Here is a 19192-nt window from a genome sequence, read left to right on the forward strand (position 1 = left end):
TGACTCAACCTTCCTATGGGTTGGGCGATTTCGCGTCACGTCCAGGACCCTGTGGTCTTCTGATCAGCTGCGCGTCCACTGCTTTGTTAACGGCGTCGATACGCGATACGGCGTGGAGTTTCTCGAAGATGTTGCGCAGATGTCGCTTCACGGTGCCTTCGGTAATCCGCAGCCGGGTGGCGATCTGGCGATTGCTCAGGGCGGCGGCCGCCTGCGTGAGCACTTCCCGTTCCCTGGGGGAAAGGGTCTGCTGGGGCTCACTGAATCCGGATTCTGGAATTCCGCTGCGGGGCACGGCGATCGTCACATGAGGATCGCGCGCCGCCGTATTCCGGATCGCCGACAGGAGCGACTCGCGCGGCACGCTCTTGTGCAGATAGCCGCGCGCGCCGCGGGCGAGCAGTTCCTGCACCAGCTGCGCGTCGTTGTACATCGTCAGCATCAGCACGTGCAGTTCCGGGAAGCGCCCCGTCAGCTCGCTCACGACGCTGGGCGCGTGGTGATCGGGCATCTCCACGTCGAGCAGCACCACCTGCGCGCCCGTGCGCTCCACCAGGTCGCCCAGGCCCTGCGAGGTGTCGACGTCCGCCACGACCCGCAGGTCGTCCTCCGCGTCGAGCAGCTGGCACAGGGCGGTGCGCAGCAGGGAGTGGTCGTCGACGGCGATGATGCCGATCGGCTCAGCCGTGGCGTGCCGTCCCTCGTCCGTCGTCTGCATGTTCCTCCTCGTCCAGGGGGACGGACAGCTCGATGGCCGTGCCGTGCCCGGGGGCACTGTCGATGGTGAGCCGTCCGGCCAGGAGCTGGGCCCGCTCGGTCAGCGACGCGAGCCCGTTCCCCTTCCGCTGCCCCGGTACGAAGCCGATGCCGTCGTCGTGCACGGACGCCTGGACGTGACGCGCGTCGACCTTTACGTCGATGGTGACGCGGGAGGCCGAGGCGTGGGCCAGCGCGTTGCGCAGGCACTCGCGGAGCATGATGAACAGGTCGTCGCTGACGCCGCGGGGCAGCAGGTCGTCCGGGTCGTCGACATGGATCTCCACCACGGGTTCGTCGATCGCCATGGCGCTGACGAACGCGGACAGGGCCAGCTGGAGCGAGCGGCACGTGTCCGACCTCGTGCGCAGCTCGGTGACGATGTCCCGGGTGGTGTAGAGCGTCTCCAGGATCGCCTGCTTGAGGCTGCCGAGCCGGGCGTCCGACGAGGCCGCGTGCTGCGTGAGTTCGTAGAGCTCGAGCTGGCGCAGGGCAAGGCCGGCGGTGCTGCCGATCCGGTCGTGGATCTCGCGCGCCATGCCGTGCCGGCCCTGCTGCGCGGCGTCACGCACGATGTCGAGCAGGAAGAGGTCGTATCCGCTGGATCCTTCCTCCAGGCGCCGCGTGATCGCGGACTGCAGAATGGGCGGCACCTTCATCAGGTAATGCTCGGAGCCGGGCCGGTCCGCGAAGATCCGTCCCAGGAACTCCATGGTGATCTGGAAGAACGCGGATCCCGCGCGGACCGAGTGGACCGGCGGAATTCCCTGGGAGATCCGGGCGCCGCCCAGGCGCCGGGTCTTCTTCATGAGCTGGGGATTGAGCGGCGCTTCGGTGCCGTACCGCAAGGCGTGCGCGCATTCCCCGAGAATATGCTGGGCCTGCTCGCGGCAGGAGGTCCAGGCTTCCTGATCCATGCCGAGCGGATTCTTCTGCTCGAGCAGAGCGCGCCGATAGACGTCGAGCAGTTCCGCTTCCAGTGCCTGTAATTCCGCAGCGAGCGTCGCGCCTTCAGGATCCGGAGTCTCCCCCTGGATTTCCTGCGGCGATGCGTCGTGCACGTTTCCTTCCCCCCGTCGATACCCGTCGCCGCTTCCAGGTCCGGACTACGTTGTCAAGAGGGAAGACGGTTCGAAGATCGGATTGAGCATGCCTCGTGCCGCGACGGGGTGTCAAGCGACAACCGGGATACTCCGCCGTATAGGAGCGGCCTTCAACTACCTGTATTTACGGGCCTTCTGACAAGGCAATCCACGGCGCCGTCGTCAGCTCTCGCGGGCGGCATCCAGGACTTCGTCGCGAGCGGAACGCGTGGTTTCCCGACCCTTCACGTCCGTGGGCCCGCCACGGGTCGTATCGTCTGTTTCGGCCAACTTCTGTGCCGAGCACGAGAAATGTTCATGAATCAGCCGGCGCAGCGCAGAAAGCGCGACGTCGCCGAGCACGGTGCCGGACACCATGCTCGCCGCGGCACTCTCCGGGTCGGGCTGCCGGCGCAGCAACTGCACCTCGATGTCGACGACCCGCTCGAGCGCCTCCGCATACGTCTCCAGGAGCCGCGGCAGATCGCGCTGTTCCAGCCATTCGCAGGTGACCAGTACCTGAGTGAGCGTCTGCCAGGCCGGATTGTCCGGGCTGACCTGCCACGACCGCTGCTCGGCGAGCGCCGTGGTCCGCTTCTTGGCGCGCTCCCACTCCTGGTCCTGCGACACGGACCCGCGCGAGGGCAGCGCGTACTGGACCGCGCCGAGCAGCTCGTGCAGCGGCGGCGAGGTGTCCATCCGCCCGACGATCTGCCGGATCGCCGCGGGGGAGAGCCCGCCGACATCGAGCAGCGTCCGCACGAGCGCCACCCGCCGGACATGGGACTCGTCGTACTCCTGGGACTCGTCAAGAGCCGGCAGGAGCTCCATGCGCAGATAGAACCTGAGCATGCGGTCGGGGACGCCGGTCCGGCGGCTCAGATCGGAGAGCTGCGGCACGTCTCACTCACCTTCGGGCCAACTCGGCTGAACAGCCGTCCACTTCGGGGCGTACGGGCGGATCCGTGCGGAACGGCGAGGGGAATCAGCGGGACCATATGCAGCATCGGAACCCGGGCACAAGACGGCCCGAGTGAACTCGATCACCAGTACAACCAAGGAAGTACCCGCGCTGTCCCCTGAGACCGGACCGATCGCCGCTCGGGCGTGTCGGGGGTGGTACGGGCGGGGGTGGCCGCGGATCCGTCGGTGCGGTATCGCTTACGCCACTGCTACAGCCGGCTCGCTAGCGTCCGGCGAACCCCATGAAAAAAGGCCCTCCCTGGGGAGGGCCGGCGACCCGGTGACGATGCGGTGCCCCCGGCAGGACTCGAACCTGCGGCCAAGCGCTTAGAAGGCGCCTGCTCTATCCACTGAGCTACGGGGGCCGGTGTGTGGCCAGTGGCTCGGGACGGATGTGGGGGAGATCCGTGACCTTGCCGGGACCAAGGATAGGGCTCCCGGATCCCTGTCCCTGCTGCTTCGCCTCCGTGGCACGATGTGGAGGTTCGGTGAAGCGGTCCTGATAATCGCAGGCAGGTACGAATCCTGCACCGCTTTTGGCGTCTCGCGCCCCGGGTGTTGTGCACTCGTTATGCCTGCGCCCCAGTCGTCCCTTCCGTCCCATGGACCGGATGGGCCGCATCGGCGCGCAGAGACGTCCATATGCTTCAGAAAGCCGCCAAAATTGGGCATTCTTCGCATGTGGTGACCTTGGACGTACGGCCTCAGTTGCTCGACGCACTCTCCGCGCTGCGCGACCGTGTCGCCGCCGCGCGCTTTCCCCTCCCTCTCCCGGGGGCGCCGCGTGCGCGTGCCAACCGGGCGGAGCTCCTCGCGCAGCTCGACGACTACGTCGTGCCCCGGCTGAGAGACCCCGAAGCCCCCTTGCTCGCCGTGATCGGCGGGTCGACCGGCGCCGGGAAGTCGACCCTCGTCAATTCCCTCGTCGGGCGGAAGGTCAGCGAGGCCGGGGTGCTGCGGCCCACGACCCGCACCCCCGTACTCGTCTGCCACCCGGAGGACCACCGCTGGTTCTCCGGGGCCCGCGTCCTGCCCGACCTCACCCGCGTGTGGACGCCACGGCGGCCCGACGACACCGAGCTCGGTGCCTGCGCCCCCGCCGACGACGGCGAAGACGTCCTGCGCGTCGAGACGTCCGGCAACCTGCCCCGCGGGCTCGCTCTCCTCGACGCGCCCGACGTCGACTCCCTCGTCGCCCACAACCGCGTACTCGCCGCCCGGCTCATCAGCGCCGCGGACGTGTGGATCATGGTCACCACCGCCTCCCGTTACGCCGACGCCGTGCCTTGGCACCTGCTGCGCAGCGCCAAGGAGAACAACGCGACCCTCGTCACCGTCCTCGACCGCGTGCCCCACCAGATGGTCGCCGAGGTCTCCCGCCAGTACGGGGCCCTGCTCGCCAAGGCCGGACTCGGCGACGTACCGCGCTTCACCGTCCCCGAACTGCCCGAGTCCACCGGCGGCGGCGGCCTCCTGCCGGCGTCCGCCGTCGCCCCCCTGCGGGCCTGGCTCACCCACCGCGTGCAGGAACCCACCGCCCGCTGCACGGCCATCACCCGCACCGCCAACGGCGTCATCGACTCGCTCCGGGTCCGCACCCCCGAACTCGCCGGCGCCGTCGCCGCCCAGTACGCCGCCGCCCTGCGCCTCACCGCCACCGTCGACGAGGCGTACGCGAGGGAGGACGCGCGGGTGCGCACCCGGCTCCAGAGCGGCGGCGTGCTCGCCGGGGACGCCCTCAAGCGGTGGCGCAGCTACCCCCTCGACTGCGCGCCCGCCGAACTCCTCGACGCGCTCACCGAGAGCCTCGGCGCGCTCCTCCTGTGCGCCGTCACCGCCGCCGACGAACGCATCGACGAGGCCTGGCACCGCGACCCCGCGGGCGCGGCGGACGGACTCGCCGCCCGCGACCCCGACCTGGAGACCGCGGAACACCGCATCGGCATGGCCGTACGCCGCTGGCGCCGCGTGCTCGAGGAGTACGCGGAGGAACAGGTACGCACCCTGGACACCACCCCGCCGCCCGACACCGAACTCGTCGCCGCCCTCCTCGCCACCGCGCTCCTCGGCGGGAACCGCGCCCGCAGCGCGGGCGAGAGTCTCGCCGAACGCGTCGGTGCCCAAGGAGCCCTGCGCCTGCGTGACCGGGGCGGGCGGCTGCTCACCGACTACCTGGACAAGGTCCTCGCCGTGGAGCGTGAGCGCAGGCTCGCGCCGCTCGACGCACTCGACGTACACCCCGAGTCCCAGGCCGAACTGATCGCCGCGCTGTCCGTACTGCAGAAGGAGAGGTGACCGCGGTGACCGCCGTCACGGAGCACACCGATCACGCCGAGCACGCCGATGGGACGGAACCGGCCGGGCGGGTGGATCCGCCCGGGGACGACGCGGACGGCTTCGGCGGCGGCGCCTGGGACGACGGGCTCATCGCCCGGCGCGTCGCGGACTCCGGCGTCTTCGACGTGGAGGACGCACCCGACCAGTACGCCCACGGCGACGAGCTGCACGGCCCCGACGCGGAACTCGTCGACCGCCTCGAAGCGCTGCGCGAACTCGTCGGTCTCTCCCGGGCCCGCGTCGACGGCGCGGCCCTCGCCGAGGCGGGCCACGTGCTCGACCAGGCGGCCGCCCGGCGCCGGCTCTCCCACCGGCACACCGTCGTCGCCATCGCGGGCGCCACCGGCAGCGGCAAGTCGACCCTCTTCAACGCCCTCGCGGGCGTGCCCCTGTCCGAGACGGGACTGCGCAGGCCCACCACCTCCGCGCCCATCGCGTGCAGCTGGACGGACGGCGCCGCGGGGCTCCTCGACCGGCTCGGCATCCCGGGCCGGCTGCGCCGCCGCCCGCTCCAGGGCCAGGGCACCCAGGGCGTGGAAGCGCCGCTCAAGGGGCTCGTCCTGGTGGACCTGCCCGACCACGACTCGGCGGCCGTCGCGCACCGTGAGCAGGTCGACCGGATCCTTGAGCTCGTCGACGCCGTCATCTGGGTCGTCGACCCCGAGAAGTACGCCGACGCGATGCTGCACGAGCGCTATCTGCGGCCCCTGGCCGGCCACGCCGAGGTCACCTTCGTCGTCCTCAACCAGGTGGACCGGCTGCCCGGCGAGGCCGCCGACCTCGTACTCGACGATCTGCGGCGCCTCCTCGACGAGGACGGGATCGCGCTCGGCGAGCACGGCGAACCGGGCGCGACCGTGCTCTCCCTGTCCGCGCTCACCGGTGACGGTGTCGATGAACTGCGCGAGTCCCTGGACCAGTTCACCCGGGAGCAGGGCGCCGCCGCCCGCCGGATCGCGGCCGACATCGACGCGGCGGCGCTGCGGCTGCGGCCCGTGTACGCGACCGGGCGCAAGAGCGGGCTCAGCGAGGACGCCCGCGAGGAGTTCGCCGACCGCCTCGCCGACGCCGTGGGCGCCGAGGCCGCGGGGCAGGCGGCCGAGCGTGCCTGGCGCCGCAACGCCAACAAGGCGTGCGGCACCCCGTGGCTGCGGCTCTGGCGCTGGTGCGAGGGCCGGCGCGCCCCGAGCGCCACACTGACGGTCAGGCCCGCGCCCTCCGACGAGGAGGCGACGGCGCGCCAGCGCGTGGAGCACGCGGTGCGCATCGTGGGCGAGCGGGCGTCGGCGGGACTGCCGGGGCCCTGGGGGCAGGCGGTGCGCGAGGCGGCGACGCGGGGAGCCGAGGGGCTTCCGGAGACGCTCGACGGCCTGGCGGTCTCGGCGGGGTCTCCGCCGCCTCGGCTGCCGAGGCCCGGCTGGTGGCCGGTCGCGGTACTCGCGCAGATCTCCATGACGATCATTCAGGTCATCGGCGGGCTATGGCTGTTGGGGCAGATCGTCGGCGTACTCGACCCGAACCTCGGGGTGCCGGTGCTGTTGATGCTGTGCGGCATCGTCGGCGGACCGTGCGTGGAGTGGTCGTGCCGGATGGCGGCGAAGGGGCCGGCGCGGCGCTACGGGCTCGACGCGGAACGGCGCCTGCGGGAGGCCGCGGCGGGGTGCGGCCGGGCCCGTGTCCTCGATCCGGTGGCCGCCGAGCTGCTGCGGTACCGGGAGGTCAGGGAGCAGTACGTGAAGGTGACGGGGTGAGCGGCGGCTTCCACCTGGCCCCGGCCGAGTGACGGGGTTTTCCACAACCGGCCGGTAGAACACAGGCTTCAGCGGGCTCGTCCCGGCACAGGCACTCTGAGATCGCGAACCCGGAACCGACCGGGAACGCGGTACGGGCGAGGCCGTGCGGGACGGGCCCGCACGCGTCCGTGCGCAGGGGAGGGGTGGACCGACATGAGCGAGACGACGGTGACGATCGTGGGGAACGTCGCGACGACGCCGGTGTACCGGGAGCTGCCGAAGGGACCGGTGGCGCGGTTCCGGCTCGCGGCGACCGCCCGGCGCTTCGACCGGGTGCGCAACGAGTGGGTGGACGGGCACACGAACTTCTTCACGGTGTGGGCGTGGGGCGCGCTCGGCACGAATGTGCAGGGTTCGCTGTCCATCGGTGAACCGGTGCTCGTCCAGGGGAGGTTGAGGGTGCGGGACGAGGAGCGGGGCGGGCAGCACTGGACGTCGGCGGACATCCAGGCGTCGGCCGTCGGGCACGACCTGTCGCGCGGGACGACCGCGTTCCGGCGCGCCCGGCAGGGCCAGCCGGGAGGCCAACCGGACGGCGACGAACCATCGTTCGAGATCGATCCGCAGGGGGAGGGTGAACCCAGGGAGCGGGGTGAACAGAGCGAACAGCGAGAACCGGCCGCCGTCGGCTGAAACAGGCCGCCGAGCCCTCGGGCCGGGGCGCGTGACGCATGCGGCCCGAAGTGCGGCTTATCGGCGAATGAACACCGGTTCCATGCCGTTGATTTGTCGATAAGCCAGGGTCGTAATCCTTAGCGGCGATAACGATTCCGAGTCGGATCGCTCTCGTACGCCTCTGACCTGGGGACTGTGGTGCGCGGCTTCCTTAGGATGCCGGGCGTAGCCCACGGGGCCATTGATTCGGACGTCTGCTCAAGCGTCTGATTCACACATCGTTCTGTCGGCGGGACGTCACCCCCCTCGTGCCAATGTCTCCCGCCTGAAGGGGAATTCTGTGTTCTCTGCGGTATCTGTGTTGTCGGCGGTCACCCCGAGCGGGCGGCGCGCCGCCCGCTTCGCCGCGGCGGCCCTGGTGTCCGGACTCGTGGCCACGGCCGCGATATCCGGCGCTGGTGCGGCCTCTGCGGACGAGGTCCCCCAGCAGCAGGGCGGCGCGACCGCCACGATCGGCGGGCTCAAGACCTACGGCCAGGCCGTCATCCACGACCACGGCCAGGACCAGCCCGTCTCCGCCGGACTCTTCGAGATGTCCGTCGACAACGGCGGCACGCTGCAGACGTACTGCATCGACATCCACAACCCGACCCAGCGGGACGCCAAGTACCAGGAGACCCCCTGGAGCGGCACGTCGCTGAACGGGAACGCGGACGCGGGCAAGATCCGCTGGATCCTGCAGAACTCCTACCCCCAGGTCAACGACCTCGCCGAGCTGGCCCGCAAGGCCGGCGCCGGCAGCCTCACCGAGAAGGACGCCGCGGCCGGCACCCAGGTCGCCATCTGGCGCTACTCGGACGGCGCGGACGTGGACGCGGTCAGCCCCGCGGCCGAGAAGCTCGCCGACTATCTGCACAAGAGCGCCCAGCCCCTCGCCGAGCCGAAGGCCTCGCTGAACCTGGAGCCCTCCGCCGTCTCCGGCCGCGCCGGTGACCGGCTCGGTCCCGTCACGGTCCGTACGAACGCCGACAGCGTGAGCGTGACGCCGCCCGCCGACGCGGCCGCCAGCGGCGTCAAGGTCGTCGACAAGGACGGCAAGCCCGTGACGTCCGCCGTCGACGGCGGGCAGCTGTTCTTCGACGTCCCCGCGGACGCCGCCGACGGCACGGCCGCGCTGACGGTGCAGGCGTCGACGACCGTGCCGGTCGGCCGGGCCTTCGCCTCCGAGACCCGCAGCCAGACGCAGATCCTCGCCGGTTCCAGCGAGTCCACGGTCTCCGCGACCGCCACGGCGAACTGGGCGAAGAAGGGCGCGGCCCCCGCGCTGTCGGCCCAGAAGAACTGCGCCAAGGGCGGCGTGGACATCACGGCGACCAACAAGGGCGACGAGGCGTTCACCTTCAAGCTGATGGGCATCGAGCACACCATCGCTGCCGGTGCCACGCAGACGGTGACGATCCCGTTGCAGGAGGACCAGGCGTACGACTTCACGATCAAGGGTCCGAACGGCTTCGAGAAGCGCTTCAAGGGTGTCCTCGACTGCAAGACCGAGAGCACCACGGGCGGCGGTGAGCAGCCGTCGTCGCAGCCCAGCCCGGCCTCCGTGGGCGGCACCGGCACCCAGGCCGGCGACCTCGCCGAGACCGGCAGCTCGAACGCCACCCCGATGATCGCGGGCATCGCCATCGCCCTCGTGGTGATCGGCGGCGGAGCGGTCTTCCTGGTCCGTAAGAAGAAGGCCCCGGCTCAGGACTGACCCCCACCACGCCCGACCGCGGCCCCGGCCCGCCTCCACGGTGGCCGGGGCCGTATGCGTTCCCGGCCGCGGAGGGACGCCGTGCGCGAGTGCCTGCCGGTTCGTGGTGAGCGTGGTGGGCTTCCGTCCCGTCCGCGGTGGACCACGCCTGCTCCACGGTGTGTGGGTGGGCGGCGGACGGGATGGAAGCCGGGGAGAGCGATGGGTGAACGGGCCGGCTCAAAGGACGCTTCGCTTTCTTGGGGCGATCACCGGTCGGCAGCCCCGCCTCAGGAAAGCGTGCGGCTAGCTGGTGCGGACCAGCAGGGACACCGTGAGGCCGGTGGGGCGCGCTTCCTCGGACACCTTGTAGTGGGCCTGCAGCGCCGCCGCCTGAGGGAGGGGCAGCCCTTGCAGCGGATCCGGCGCGTTTCCCTCCACCACCACCCAGATCCGCTGCTCGTCCCGAAGGCACCGGGCCGGGTCGGGGCACTCGGTCGCCGCCAGGTCGTCGCGCCGGATCGGTGACTCGGAGAGGAAGACGTCGCGCAGCTTCAGGTCGCGGGGAAGGTAGTAGCTGACGCCCAGGGAGAGGGCCTCCTCCTGGACCCGGTTGTAGACGACCGCGTCGCCGGAAGCGTAGCCCTGCTGGATGGTCCGTGCGGCCGCGGCGAAGTCGGGGCCGTCCGACCAGTAGTGCGCGAGCGGCTCGCGCATGGATTTCTGGTCCGAGAGCGTGAGCAGGGTGAGGACCGCGAGGACCGACGCGATCACCCGCCGGGACCGTGCCGCGGTGGCAAGCCCGGCCCCGGCCAGCATCGCGAGCGCCGGCAGGGTGAACAGCATGTAGCGGAAGTAGAAGTACGAGATGTGTCCGTGGGACACCGCCCAGATCAGCAGGACGGGCGCCACGGCCGACACGGTGCAGAAGACGACGGCGTCGCGGCGCGCCCGGCAGGCGACGAGGGCCAGCAGGAGCACCGTCCCCGCGCACAGGCCGGAGTAGAACAGCTGGGACCAGATGTCGATCAGGCTCCACGGCCCCGGCTTGGCGATCCACCAGATCTGCCGCGCGGTCTGCGCCCTGCCCAGCACCACGACCGGGACCAGCCAGACGACGCCGCCCAGAACCGCGCAGCCGAAGCCGAGCCAGGTCCGGCGCTCGCGCCGGGCCCGCATGGCCACCAGGACCAGATGTCCGATCAGGCACGTCAACGCGATCAAGTGGAACAGTCCGACGGCGGTCAGGGCGAGCGCGTAACCCGCCCATCGCCACGGGCTGCCGGGACGGTCCAGGGCCCTCAGCAGCAGCAGCGCGGACAGGATCACGGCCAGCACCACCAGGGCATAGGGGCGGGCCTCGTGGGCGAAGCGGCTCACGCCCGGGATCAGGGCGAACAGCAGACCGGCGGCCAGTCCCGCGCGGTGGCCGAACAGCCGCCGCCCGACCAGCGCGACACAGCAGGCGGCACCGGTCATGGCCAGCGCCGAGGGCACGCGCAGGGCGAGGGCCGAGTCACCGAAGACGCTCGTCCAGGCGTGCAGGATCAAGTAGTACGTGCCCAGTACCCCGTCCACCCGCTGCACCGTGGCCAGCACCTGGCCGACGCTGCGGCCGGACATGTCCCAGCTCGTCAACTCGTCGCGGCCGAGCAGCGGTTCGCCGATCCGGTACATCGCCAGGACGAGAGTGACCATCGCCGGACACCACCACAGACGGACCGCCGTCGCCTTCCGGTCGCCGTGCTGTGCTTCGCGGGCCGGATCGTCGTCCGTGCGCGGGGCGGTAGGGGAGAGAGTTGCCATGGCGAAAGCCATAGCGGTGCGGCGGCGCGGGCGTCCGCCGTGACCCGCCCGTTGTGGGCGGCTTCCCCTGTTCGGCCCTGAGCTGTAGCGGAACCGGGCCCACGAGGGAGACCGTCGCCGCGGCTTCTCACGGCGGGACTCTCGGCGTCAGCCATGGAGTGACCGTGCTCACGACGGCCAGGAGTGCGTGGCCCTGGTGGCCCCCGACGGCCCCACCGGCGGCTTCTCCGGCGCGGCAGGCCCCCTGCCCCGGTACCCGGCGAGGGGGTGCCTCGCGTACGACTGCGGAGCGCCTGGTCGTAGGTTCGACTCCGGCCGGGGGCGCCGAAGCCGGTCGGAAACGGCGGCGGGAGCGGATCGCCGTACCGGCGCCGTCACGGATGCGGGAGCGTGGACGGGCCATCGCGGGGGATGGACCGAGGGGAAGCAGCTGCTGCCGTGATCTGGCTGAGTCCGTCGAGGGCGCTCCGCCAGGTGCCCCGCCCCGCCGTGAGGAACAGCGTTCGGCCGCCCGGCCGTCTGCGGGCCGTGCGAAGGGGCTCAGAGGTGACCGACGTCGACAACCAGTGACAGGTCAGCTACCGAGGCGCACCAGGAACGGCCAGGTCATGGGCCCCTGGCCATACTGGTTTCCCCCATGGGGTGGCGGTCAGGCAAGATGGGGTGGTACTTGCCGAACGAGGGCATGAAACAGCCCCTCACCAGCGGGTTTCCCGTCGATGAGGGGCCGTGTCCGGCGGCTTGGGCCGCCTGTGGGCCGTCAGCCGGGAGAGGGTAGTTGTTGGGGGCCGATTGCCGGTTGCCCGTAGGGAACGTCCCCGGCGCCGATATCGGCGCGCATCACGTCGCGCATCCTCTCCCATCGCTCCCAAAGACGAGCGAAGTCTGTCCGTAGGTCGTCGAATGACCCATCCGGGTCCGGATTCCCTTCTTCCAGGCACATGGTGCGTCGGTAGACCTCAGACAGCGCCGCAGTCATCTCATCCAGCTCGGCCAGAACAGCTGCGGATGCGATCAGCTGAGCCTCAGCGAAGACTGAGTGGTGATCGCGTCGGGCCTCCTCGACCAGCTCCCGTGCATCCGGCGTGACAGCTTCTTTGTGCACGATCCAGAGGAAGTTCACGAGATGCGTCCGGTAGCGTCGGAAGGAGGCGTTGACCTGCATGTAGCCGTCGCGTCGACGGTTCAGCTCACCTACCTGTTGTTCGCGGCGCCACTGAGCCTCGGTCAACTGCTGCTGACGCTCGAACTGTTCCGATTGAACGCGGCCTAGAAGGCGTTGCGACAGGACAGAGGCAACTAGCGTGCCGGTGACACCAACCACGGCAGCAGCTAACCCGATGAGAGCGCTTCCCATTGAACCCCCCGACTGATTGACAGATTCACGTCAGTTGCATTCTGCCCGCGATGTGGTGGTTACGGACGTACTTTCGCGCCTCAGTGCCATCGCCTCCCCGTACCTAAGCGTTCGCTGAGTGCGGGCACAAAGATGCCCCTCACCAGCAGATTTCCCGCTGATGAGGGGCCGTCTCAGGCAGCCTGGGCGGTCTCTGGGCCGTCATGTGCGTGACCGGCGGCCCGGTACATCGCACTGATGGATTTGCGGGTCCGGGTCTCGCTGCTCGGCATCAGGTGCGTGTACACACGGAGCGTGAAACCCGGATCGCCGTGACCGAGGTACAGGCTCAGCGCCTTGATGTTCTCCCCGGCGTCCAGGAGGACCGAGGCGTAGAAGTGCCGCAGGGCATGCATGCCGTGCTCGCGGGCCGCCGCGTACCGCTGCCCCTTCTCGGGAAACGGGATGATTCCGGCGGACGCCAGCGCGGGTTTCCACGATTGATCGTTGAACCCGTTGCTCCAAAGTGCAGCGCCGATACCGCTCGTGAAGACGAGCCGATGCGTAACCCTCGGCCCGGTCGGCGTCAACCAGGGCAAGGTCACTTCAACCGGCGGGAAACGCTCCATGTGGTTGGCCAAGGCCGCCGACACCTCGGGGTCCAGCGGCACGTCACGGAGCTTGCCGCGCTTGGGCGGCGCGAAGACCAGCGAGCCGCGGACCTTCTTGACCTGCTGCCGCACGTAGAGCCAGCCGAGATCACCGAGGTTGTCGACCGCCAGACCGAAGATCTCGCCTTGACGGAGTCCGGGATGGAGGGGGCGCCGTTCCCGGCCGCGGGCACATCGTGGCGAGCGTTGGGGGCTTCCATCCCGTCCACCATCGCCCCAGGCAGAGCCGAGCAGACGCGGCCCATGGCGTCCAGGTCGTTCGTACAGTGGCGCGCTCCACCTGGACGCCATGAACCACGCCCGCTCCACGGTGTGTGGGTCGACGGCGGACGGGATGGGAGCTGGGGAAGAAGTGGGTTGGGGAAAGGTCGGGTGCGGGGCCGGCGGCACGTAGCCTCACCCCGTGAAGATCCCACGCCCGGTCGTGCCGGAACCCCTGGTCTGGGTCCTAGCCTGGATCGTTGTCACCGTGATGTTCTGGTCGCTTGCCCAGGTGCTCGGCAGCCCGAACAGCTGGTACACGAGTGCACTCCTCGCAGGGATCGCCATCGTCGCCGTAGAACTCGCCGACCGCTACAGGCAGAAGCGCTGACCAGGTCCGAGGTGCGCCGAACCCCTTGGCGATGAGTTGGCCGCTTGTTATCTTCACGCATGATTCAGGCATTCTGCGGTGCCCTCATCGGCAGCGTGATCGGGATTCTTCTCCTTGCGCGGCGAGCGCGGCGAACAGCCACTCAGACCGAAGCAGGGCAAATAGTCTTCTTCCAAGTCGGGGCCAACCTGCCGGACGAGGGGCCCCGATACAGCCTTGGCCAGGTACGCGCCGGAGGCAAGTTCCAATGGAAGCCTCGCTGGTCGAGGACGCGGCTGCGTGAACTCCCGAAAGATCTGCGCTACATCCGCGCACGCCATCCGTCCTTCCGCGAAGTGTTGTGGGTCCCGACCAGAGCGCTGGTGATCGAGTGTGAATCGTCTGCGGTGCCTGTACGGCTATGGGCCTACCCGGAGCAGGCGGTGCACGTTGTGGAGATGATCCGGCGTGCAAGTAGCCCGAACTCGTCAAGCGCCCCGGTTCCCGACGTCAGCAGCTGACACCAACAGACCGCTCACGGGCCCCATGGCGACTGGGCCACGGACCGCCGGACTCATCGGAAGACCACGGGGCCATGAGCCCCCGCATCGAAGCACTCCCGGCCAGAGTCGCTCCGCTGACCTCGCTATAAGGTGCGTGTGAGGAGGGTCCAATGCCAGAGAAGCAACGTGCACCCATGCGGGCCTGGTTGTACGCACTGGTGGCCATCGCATTCATCATCGACCTTGGGGTCAGGGCGGTGACTGAGTCCAGCATGATCACGCGAGCCGGGGCGATTTTCGGTCTGGTCGTTCTGGCCTTCGCTGTGGGAACCGTCTATGGCCGGCAGCAGGAGCGGCGGAAATCCAACCCCCAAGGTCCCCAGGGCACCCCTGCTCCTGACATCAGCGCCTGACACCAACAGGCGCGAACGGCACCGGACAACGCCTCACTTCCGCGCCCTGCCAACCGATGCGATGCATGGGCCGAACGGCGCGAACGACGCCCCGTGATCGACCTGATAAGGATGAGGCCGCAGGTTCAAATCCTGTTAGTCCCACCAGCCGGGGCGTCGTTAGCCGGACCATGGACTTCTTCTGGAGATGCAGCCACCAGGGATAGCCTTCCAGTCCGTTCGAAGGCTACTGGAGGCTCTCTGTGCACACCGCCGTCTTCCTGCTGCGGGATGCGCTGGGCCTAGGTGGCGGTCTTGTAGGCGTCTGGGAACTGACCCGCCAGGCTTCGGGACCGGGCTGGAGGAAGCTGCGGGTCTTCTCTGCGGTGGTCGCTTTGATGCTCGCCGGGTTGCTCGCCATCTAGAGATGGCCAGTCGGCGTGCCCCTCCCGTGCCCGTTCGGTCGGGAAACAGCGGGGAACAGCGGTCGCTGACGGACAACGCTCACGTAAACGGCCCCTGACCGAGTTACCTAGTCAGGGGCCATTCACCTGCGGTGGGTGTGGGATTTTGGGCTTGATCCGCTTTGACGGATATCTGGGATCAGGGGTTCTGCCCCCGGAAGGATGTCCATCATGGAGAGCATGGGGAAGAAGAAGCCTCGGCCTCGCCGTTCGTTCACGCCGGAGTTCAAGGCCGAGATCGTCGAGCTGTTTCGGCGCGGTGACCGCTCGGTCGGTCAGGTTGCCAAGGACTTCGACCTGACCGAGACCGCGGTACGGCTGTGGGTCGGCCAGGCCGAGGTGGACGCGGGTGAGCGCGACGGGCTGACCAGCAGCGAACGCGAGGAGTTGGCCGCGTTGCGGCGGGAGAACCGTCGGCTGCGGGAGGACGTGGAGGTCCTCAAGCGGGCCACGGCTTTCTTCGCGAAGGAGACCCGGTGACGGTGCATCCGTTCATCGAGGCGGAGAAGCGAGACGGTCACAGCGTCAAGCGCGCGTGTGAACTGCTGCAGGTCTCCCGAGCCGCCTTCTATGCCCGTCGCAGTGGCAGGCCCGGTCCGCGGGCGGTCCGCGATGCCGAACTGGCCGAGAAGATCGCCGAAGTCCACGACCGGTCCCGCGGAACCTACGGGGCCCAGCAGCCCGACGGCTCCCCGTTCCGCGCGGACATGAAGGCCGCGGGTAAGCAGGGCGACTGGGAGAGTCGTACCGAAGCCAAGGTGCCGGCGCCCGCCGAGATCGCGGTGCGACTCGGCGTCTCTGAGGGCGATCTGTGCGTCCGTACTGTTTACGAGTTCCTGGCCGACGGCAGGCCCGTGCAGCTGTCCACGAGTTGGGAGCCGTACGACCTCACCGCCGGGACGCTCGTCGTTCTCCCCGAAGGTGGGCCGCATGCGGGGGCGGGAGTCGTGAATCGGATGGCGGCGATCGGCGTCACCGTCAGCCACGTCGTCGAGCAGCCGGAGCCGCGCCAGGCGAGCGCCGAGGAGGCGTCACTCCTCGGTATTCAGAAGTCCGCCCTCGTGACGCACATCCGGCGCACGTACTGCAGCGATCAAGGACGGCCCGTCGAGACGGCCGACATCGTCGTGCCCGCTGCCCTGTGCGAGATCGTCTATGAGGTTCCCATCGGGAGTCAGTGAGATCGTTCCCGGGCCGTCCCTGGGCCGTGCGACGTTGCCCGAGGGTGACCAATGGTGACCGACAGTGACGGCTCTGCTGTGACGGACTGGGGTCGAACGCCCAGTTCAGGGCCTCAGGCGCATACGGGTTTCCATCCAGGGATGGACGTCAGGCAAGATGGGGTGTATCTGCCCACACATCGATTGCCGGACGGTTTCTCTTGGCTGAGTTCATCTACACCATGCGCAAGACGCGCAAGGCGCACGGCGACAAGGTGATTCTGGATGACGTCACCCTGAACTTCCTGCCCGGCGCGAAGATCGGTGTCGTGGGTCCCAACGGTGCCGGTAAGTCCACGGTGCTGAAGATCATGGCGGGCCTCGAGCAGCCGTCGAACGGTGAGGCCTACCTCTCGCCCGGGTTCAGCGTCGGCATCCTCATGCAGGAGCCGCAGCTCGACGAGTCGAAGACGGTCCTGGAGAACGTGCAGGACGGCGCCGCCGACACCATGAAGAAGCTCAACCGCTTCAACGAGGTCGCGGAGCTCATGGCGACCGACTACTCGGACGCCCTCCTCGAGGAGATGGGCAAGCTCCAGGAGGACCTGGACCACGCCAACGCGTGGGACCTGGACGCGCAGCTCGAGCAGGCCATGGACGCCCTGGGCTGCCCGCCCGGCGACTGGCCCGTCAACAACCTCTCCGGTGGCGAGAAGCGCCGCGTGGCGCTGTGCAAGCTCCTCATCGAGGCCCCCGACCTGCTGCTCCTCGACGAGCCCACCAACCACCTCGACGCCGAGTCGGTGAACTGGCTGGAGCAGCACCTCTCGAAGTACGCGGGCGCCGTGGTCGCCGTGACCCACGACCGCTACTTCCTCAACAACGTCGCCGAGTGGATCCTCGAGCTGGACCGCGGCCGCGCGCTCCCCTACGAGGGCAACTACTCGACGTACCTCGACAAGAAGGCCGCGCGCCTCAAGGTCGAGGGCCGCAAGGACGAGAAGCGCGCCAAGCGGCTCAAGGAAGAGCTCGAGTGGGTGCGGTCCAACGCCAAGGGGCGTCAGACCAAGTCCAAGGCCCGTCTCGCCCGCTACGAGGAGATGGCCGCCGAGGCGGACAAGATGCGGAAGCTGGACTTCGAGGAGATCCAGATCCCGCCGGGCCCGCGTCTGGGCAGCATCGTCGTCGAGGTCCAGAACCTCTCCAAGGCCTTCGGCGACAAGGTCCTCATCGACGACCTGTCGTTCACGCTGCCGCGCAACGGCATCGTCGGCGTCATCGGTCCGAACGGCGCGGGCAAGACCACGCTGTTCAAGATGATCCAGGGCCTCGAGACGCCGGACAACGGCTCGATCAAGGTCGGCGACACGGTCAAGATCTCCTACGTCGACCAGAGCCGCGCCAACATCGACGCGAAGAAGACCCTCTGGGCCGTCGTGTCGGACGAGCTCGACTACATCAACGTCGGCCAGGTCGAGATGCCGTCGCGCGCGTACGTCAGCGCCTTCGGCTTCAAGGGCCCGGACCAGCAGAAGCCGGCCGGCGTCCTGTCCGGCGGTGAGCGCAACCGCCTCAACCTCGCCCTGACGCTCAAGGAGGGCGGCAACCTGCTGCTCCTCGACGAGCCGACGAACGACCTCGACGTCGAGACCCTGTCGTCGCTGGAGAACGCGCTCCTGGAGTTCCCCGGTGCCGCCGTCGTGATCTCCCACGACCGCTGGTTCCTGGACCGGGTCGCCACGCACATCCTCGCCTACGAGGGTGACTCCAAGTGGTACTGGTTCGAGGGCAACTTCGAGTCGTACGAGAAGAACAAGATCGAGCGCCTGGGCGCGGACGCCGCGCGTCCGCACCGTGCCACGTACAAGAAGCTGACGCGAGGCTGATCGTGCGTCACATCTACGCCTGCCCCCTGCGCTGGTCGGACATGGATGCCTTCGGGCACGTCAACAACGTCGTCTTCCTGCGGTATCTGGAAGAGGCGCGGATCGACTTCATGTTCCGGCTGGCGCCCGGGGACGGGTCGCCGTCCTTCTCCGGCGGGTCCGTCGTGGCCCGTCACGAGATCGACTACGTACGCCCGCTGGTGCACCGGCACGAGCCGGTCACCATCGAGTCGTGGGTCACCAAGCTCGGCGCCGCGTCCCTGACGATCGCGTACGAGGTCAAGGACACCGACCAGGTGTACGTGCGGGCCTCGACCGTGGTCGTGCCCTTCGACCTGGAGGCTCAGCGGCCCCGGCGGATCAGCGCCGAGGAGAAGCGGTACCTGCAGGAGTACATGGACGACAGTGCCGACAGCGGCGCGGGGGCGCTGGCCGCATGACGGCACCCGTGCTGCACTTCGCCGACGCCGGGGAAGGCGCGGACCTCGCCGCCTTCCTCGGCCGGCTGGTGCACTACGACCGGGCCGCCGCCGTGCGGCTCCAGGCGGGCGGACAGGCGCTGGCCGTCTTCGGGCGGCCGCCGTCGTTCGAGGTGCTCGCGATCCGCACGGCCCGCCTCCTGAAGCCGTACGAGAACGGGCTGGACAGCTCGCTCGACGTGACCGTGTCGGCCGGTGAGCTGCTCGAGTCGATCGACGAGGCCGCCGGGACCGCGCGGGTGCCCGCCGCGGTGACCGGGCCTCCGTGGGCCGGTGTCCTGCCCCCTCGCGGCGGCTGGGAGCTGGTTCCCGGCTTCCCTGACGTGGACGTCGTGCGCGGGCTCGTACGGGCGGCTGTCGCCGAGTTCAAGGCGCGTGTCGAGGAGTTGGCCCCCGACGGGCGCACCCGCGCCGAACTGGACCGGATCGGGCGCGAGATCTGGTCGCGGACCATCGGCGACACCGGAGTTCCGGTGCGGGCCGCCCACGCGGCCCAGTCGCTCGGCTTCCTCCGCGGGGACGCGCTCGACCTCCTGAGCAGCGGCTCGTGGCTGCGGCTGCGCACGGCCTACGGCTCCGTGGCGCTGCGGCGCAGCAACGGGCTCTCCGGCCTCTTGGTGACGCCCGCCTGACCGACGGCACC

General features: G+C 69.4%; 16 protein-coding genes, 1 tRNA gene and 1 pseudogene. 11 read left to right on the forward strand and 7 right to left on the reverse strand.

Annotated features, from left to right (window positions below):
* Positions 1 to 13 precede the first annotated feature (13 nt).
* The 4 genes from OHO83_RS28835 to OHO83_RS28850 all read right to left on the reverse strand — a co-directional run bounded on the left by OHO83_RS28835 (position 14) and on the right by OHO83_RS28850 (position 3166).
* Positions 14 to 718 carry a response regulator gene (locus OHO83_RS28835; protein WP_266670655.1) on the reverse strand — a complete coding sequence of 235 codons (705 nt, stop codon included), beginning with the start codon at positions 716 to 718 and terminating at the stop codon, positions 14 to 16.
* Complete coding sequence (locus OHO83_RS28840; protein WP_266670653.1) at positions 681 to 1817, reverse strand: sensor histidine kinase; 1137 nt, start codon at positions 1815 to 1817, stop codon at positions 681 to 683. Before OHO83_RS28840 ends, OHO83_RS28835 begins: the two co-directional genes overlap by 38 nt.
* Positions 1818 to 2021: 204 nt before the next feature.
* On the reverse strand, positions 2022 to 2738 hold the full coding sequence (locus OHO83_RS28845; RefSeq protein ID WP_329435166.1) for a MerR family transcriptional regulator: 717 nt from the start codon (positions 2736 to 2738) through the stop codon (positions 2022 to 2024).
* A gap of 355 nt (positions 2739 to 3093) precedes the next feature.
* Positions 3094 to 3166, reverse strand: a tRNA-Arg gene (locus OHO83_RS28850).
* A gap of 316 nt (positions 3167 to 3482) precedes the next feature.
* Here OHO83_RS28850 and OHO83_RS28855 point away from each other — a divergent pair.
* From OHO83_RS28855 to OHO83_RS28870, 4 genes are all read left to right on the forward strand, one after another.
* A complete protein-coding gene (locus OHO83_RS28855) occupies positions 3483 to 5096 on the forward strand; it encodes a dynamin family protein (RefSeq protein WP_266670649.1) in 1614 nt (537 codons plus the stop codon).
* Positions 5097 to 5101: 5 nt separating this feature from the next.
* Positions 5102 to 6889 (forward strand): YfjP family GTPase, encoded by a 1788-nt coding sequence (locus tag OHO83_RS28860; protein WP_330279932.1) that lies wholly within the window; start codon positions 5102 to 5104, stop codon positions 6887 to 6889.
* Between the two features lie 195 nt (positions 6890 to 7084).
* Positions 7085 to 7564: a single-stranded DNA-binding protein gene (locus OHO83_RS28865; protein ID WP_266670647.1), complete on the forward strand. Its 480-nt coding sequence runs from the start codon at positions 7085 to 7087 to the stop codon at positions 7562 to 7564.
* Between the two features lie 322 nt (positions 7565 to 7886).
* A complete protein-coding gene (locus OHO83_RS28870) occupies positions 7887 to 9302 on the forward strand; it encodes an LAETG motif-containing sortase-dependent surface protein (protein ID WP_405636280.1) in 1416 nt (471 codons plus the stop codon).
* A 285-nt stretch (positions 9303 to 9587) separates the two neighbouring features.
* Here OHO83_RS28870 and OHO83_RS28875 read toward each other — a convergent pair whose 3' ends face one another.
* From OHO83_RS28875 to OHO83_RS28885, 3 genes and pseudogenes are all read right to left on the reverse strand, one after another.
* On the reverse strand, positions 9588 to 11087 hold the full coding sequence (locus tag OHO83_RS28875) for a glycosyltransferase family 39 protein (RefSeq protein ID WP_266670643.1): 1500 nt from the start codon (positions 11085 to 11087) through the stop codon (positions 9588 to 9590).
* A gap of 760 nt (positions 11088 to 11847) precedes the next feature.
* Positions 11848 to 12411 (reverse strand): hypothetical protein, encoded by a 564-nt coding sequence (locus OHO83_RS28880; RefSeq protein WP_330279933.1) that lies wholly within the window; start codon positions 12409 to 12411, stop codon positions 11848 to 11850.
* Between the two features lie 206 nt (positions 12412 to 12617).
* A pseudogene (locus OHO83_RS28885) lies at positions 12618 to 13232 on the reverse strand (tyrosine-type recombinase/integrase); the annotation flags it as partial.
* A gap of 265 nt (positions 13233 to 13497) precedes the next feature.
* Here OHO83_RS28885 and OHO83_RS28890 point away from each other — a divergent pair.
* From OHO83_RS28890 to OHO83_RS28920, 7 genes are all read left to right on the forward strand, one after another.
* On the forward strand, positions 13498 to 13686 hold the full coding sequence (locus OHO83_RS28890; RefSeq protein WP_330279934.1) for a hypothetical protein: 189 nt from the start codon (positions 13498 to 13500) through the stop codon (positions 13684 to 13686).
* A gap of 652 nt (positions 13687 to 14338) precedes the next feature.
* Positions 14339 to 14581 carry a hypothetical protein gene (locus OHO83_RS28895; RefSeq protein ID WP_330279935.1) on the forward strand — a complete coding sequence of 81 codons (243 nt, stop codon included), beginning with the start codon at positions 14339 to 14341 and terminating at the stop codon, positions 14579 to 14581.
* 614 nt (positions 14582 to 15195) lie between these two features.
* Positions 15196 to 15504 carry a transposase gene (locus tag OHO83_RS28900; protein WP_443066064.1) on the forward strand — a complete coding sequence of 103 codons (309 nt, stop codon included), beginning with the start codon at positions 15196 to 15198 and terminating at the stop codon, positions 15502 to 15504.
* On the forward strand, positions 15501 to 16205 hold the full coding sequence (locus OHO83_RS28905; protein WP_330279936.1) for a UTRA domain-containing protein: 705 nt from the start codon (positions 15501 to 15503) through the stop codon (positions 16203 to 16205). The genes OHO83_RS28900 and OHO83_RS28905 overlap by 4 nt, the downstream gene beginning before the upstream one ends.
* Positions 16206 to 16405: 200 nt before the next feature.
* A complete protein-coding gene (ettA, locus tag OHO83_RS28910) occupies positions 16406 to 18070 on the forward strand; it encodes an energy-dependent translational throttle protein EttA (protein WP_227294723.1) in 1665 nt (554 codons plus the stop codon).
* Positions 18070 to 18510, forward strand: coding sequence for an acyl-CoA thioesterase (locus OHO83_RS28915; RefSeq protein WP_266676345.1), 441 nt, complete (start codon positions 18070 to 18072; stop codon positions 18508 to 18510). Before ettA ends, OHO83_RS28915 begins: the two co-directional genes overlap by 1 nt.
* Positions 18507 to 19181: a hypothetical protein gene (locus OHO83_RS28920; protein WP_266670640.1), complete on the forward strand. Its 675-nt coding sequence runs from the start codon at positions 18507 to 18509 to the stop codon at positions 19179 to 19181. The genes OHO83_RS28915 and OHO83_RS28920 overlap by 4 nt, the downstream gene beginning before the upstream one ends.
* The last annotated feature ends 11 nt before the right edge of the window (positions 19182 to 19192 follow it).

The sequence above is a fragment of the Streptomyces sp. NBC_00569 genome, assembly GCF_036345255.1.
GTDB lineage: Bacteria > Actinomycetota > Actinomycetes > Streptomycetales > Streptomycetaceae > Streptomyces.